Source organism: Clostridioides mangenotii TR, assembly GCF_000498755.1.
GTDB lineage: Bacteria > Bacillota > Clostridia > Peptostreptococcales > Peptostreptococcaceae > Metaclostridioides > Metaclostridioides mangenotii_A.
This window is the reverse complement of the sequence record NZ_AXUS01000070.1, coordinates 1-1,325: the sequence shown is the minus strand read 5'-3', so window position 1 is coordinate 1,325 and position 1,325 is coordinate 1. Positions and strand designations below refer to the sequence as shown.

The window sequence follows — 1,325 nt, the reverse complement described above, 5'->3', positions numbered from 1 at the left end:
AGGGACTCGAACCCCCGGCCCCATGGTCCCAAACCATGTGCGCTACCAAACTGCGCTACACCTCGAAGATAATATAACAGTTTTACTTTGGCAGGGGTAGAGGGACTCGAACCCCCGGCGCACGGTTTTGGAGACCGACGCTCTACCAACTGAGCTATACCCCTAAATTGGTGGATCTTCAGGGACTCGAACCCCGGACCTACCGGTTATGAGCCGGGCTCTCTAACCAACTGAGCTAAAGGCCAACTGCATTTTTTAATGGTCGAGGTGAAGGGACTCGAACCCCCGGCCCCATGGTCCCAAACCATGTGCGCTACCAAACTGCGCTACACCTCGAATTTTATTGGCGGAGAAGGAGGGATTCGAACCCTCGCACCGGTTAACCCAGCCTAATCCCTTAGCAGGGGATCCTCTTGAGCCACTTGAGTACTTCTCCAGTTTGTATTTATTTTAAAAATGGCGGAGAGGGTGGGATTCGAACCCACGGTGCCGTTAAGCATCACTGGTTTTCAAGACCAGCTCCTTAAACCACTCGGACACCTCTCCATGGTGATCTATCCGCGACTCGAACGCGGGACACCCTGATTAAAAGTCAGGTGCTCTACCGACTGAGCTAATAGACCATTGTATTAAATTGGCAGGGGATGCAGGACTTGAACCTACGCATGCAGCAGTCAAAGTGCTGTGCCTTACCGACTTGGCGAATCCCCTATATGGTGAGCGCACAGGGATTCGAACCCCGGACACACGCCTTAGAAGGGCGTTGCTCTATCCAGCTGAGCTATGCACCCATATAATTTAATATATTGGAGCGGGTGAAGGGGATCGAACCCTCACAGCTGGCTTGGAAGGCCAGAACTCTACCATTGAGCTACACCCGCATATTTAATTGGTGGAGGATGGTGGATTCGAACCACCGAAAGCGAAGCTAACAGATTTACAGTCTGCCCCCTTTGGCCAACTCGGGAAATCCTCCGATTTTTGGAGCTGGTGATAGGAATTGAACCTACAACCTGCTGATTACAAGTCAGCTGCTCTACCGTTGAGCCACACCAGCATATGAAAGTTTTATCAGTACTTTATTTGTTAGCACTCTGAAAACTACATATATAATTTAGTAAATCATCTAAAATCAGGTCAAGTCCTCGATCTATTAGTATCGATAAGCTCCATACATTGCTGCACTTCCACCTTCGACCTATCAACCAGGTAGTCTTCCTGGGATCTTAACCTTGCGGTGGGAAATCTTATCTTGAAGTCGGCTTCGCGCTTAGATGCTTTCAGCGCTTATCCATTCCACACATAGCTACCCAGCCATGCCCTTG

Annotated in this window: 11 tRNA genes and 1 rRNA gene; all 12 read right to left on the bottom strand. The window is 49.7% G+C overall.

Going from position 1 to position 1,325, the window contains the following annotated elements:
- Positions 1 to 88: 88 nt before the first annotated feature.
- Positions 89 to 164 (bottom strand) — tRNA-Trp (locus T473_RS0115650).
- 4 nt (positions 165 to 168) lie between these two features.
- A tRNA-Met gene (locus T473_RS18185) sits at positions 169 to 242 on the bottom strand.
- A 17-nt stretch (positions 243 to 259) separates the two neighbouring features.
- Positions 260 to 336 (bottom strand) — tRNA-Pro (locus T473_RS0115640).
- 8 nt (positions 337 to 344) lie between these two features.
- A tRNA-Ser gene (locus tag T473_RS0115635) sits at positions 345 to 436 on the bottom strand.
- Between the two features lie 21 nt (positions 437 to 457).
- Positions 458 to 546, bottom strand: a tRNA-Ser gene (locus tag T473_RS0115630).
- A 1-nt stretch (position 547) separates the two neighbouring features.
- Positions 548 to 623: transfer RNA gene (locus tag T473_RS0115625), tRNA-Lys, on the bottom strand.
- 12 nt (positions 624 to 635) lie between these two features.
- A tRNA-Gln gene (locus T473_RS0115620) sits at positions 636 to 711 on the bottom strand.
- Between the two features lie 3 nt (positions 712 to 714).
- Positions 715 to 791 (bottom strand) — tRNA-Arg (locus tag T473_RS0115615).
- Between the two features lie 16 nt (positions 792 to 807).
- A tRNA-Gly gene (locus T473_RS0115610) sits at positions 808 to 881 on the bottom strand.
- Positions 882 to 890: 9 nt separating this feature from the next.
- A tRNA-Tyr gene (locus T473_RS0115605) sits at positions 891 to 976 on the bottom strand.
- 6 nt (positions 977 to 982) lie between these two features.
- A tRNA-Thr gene (locus T473_RS0115600) sits at positions 983 to 1,057 on the bottom strand.
- 76 nt (positions 1,058 to 1,133) lie between these two features.
- A 23S ribosomal RNA gene (locus tag T473_RS0115595) occupies positions 1,134 to 1,325 on the bottom strand; the annotation flags it as partial.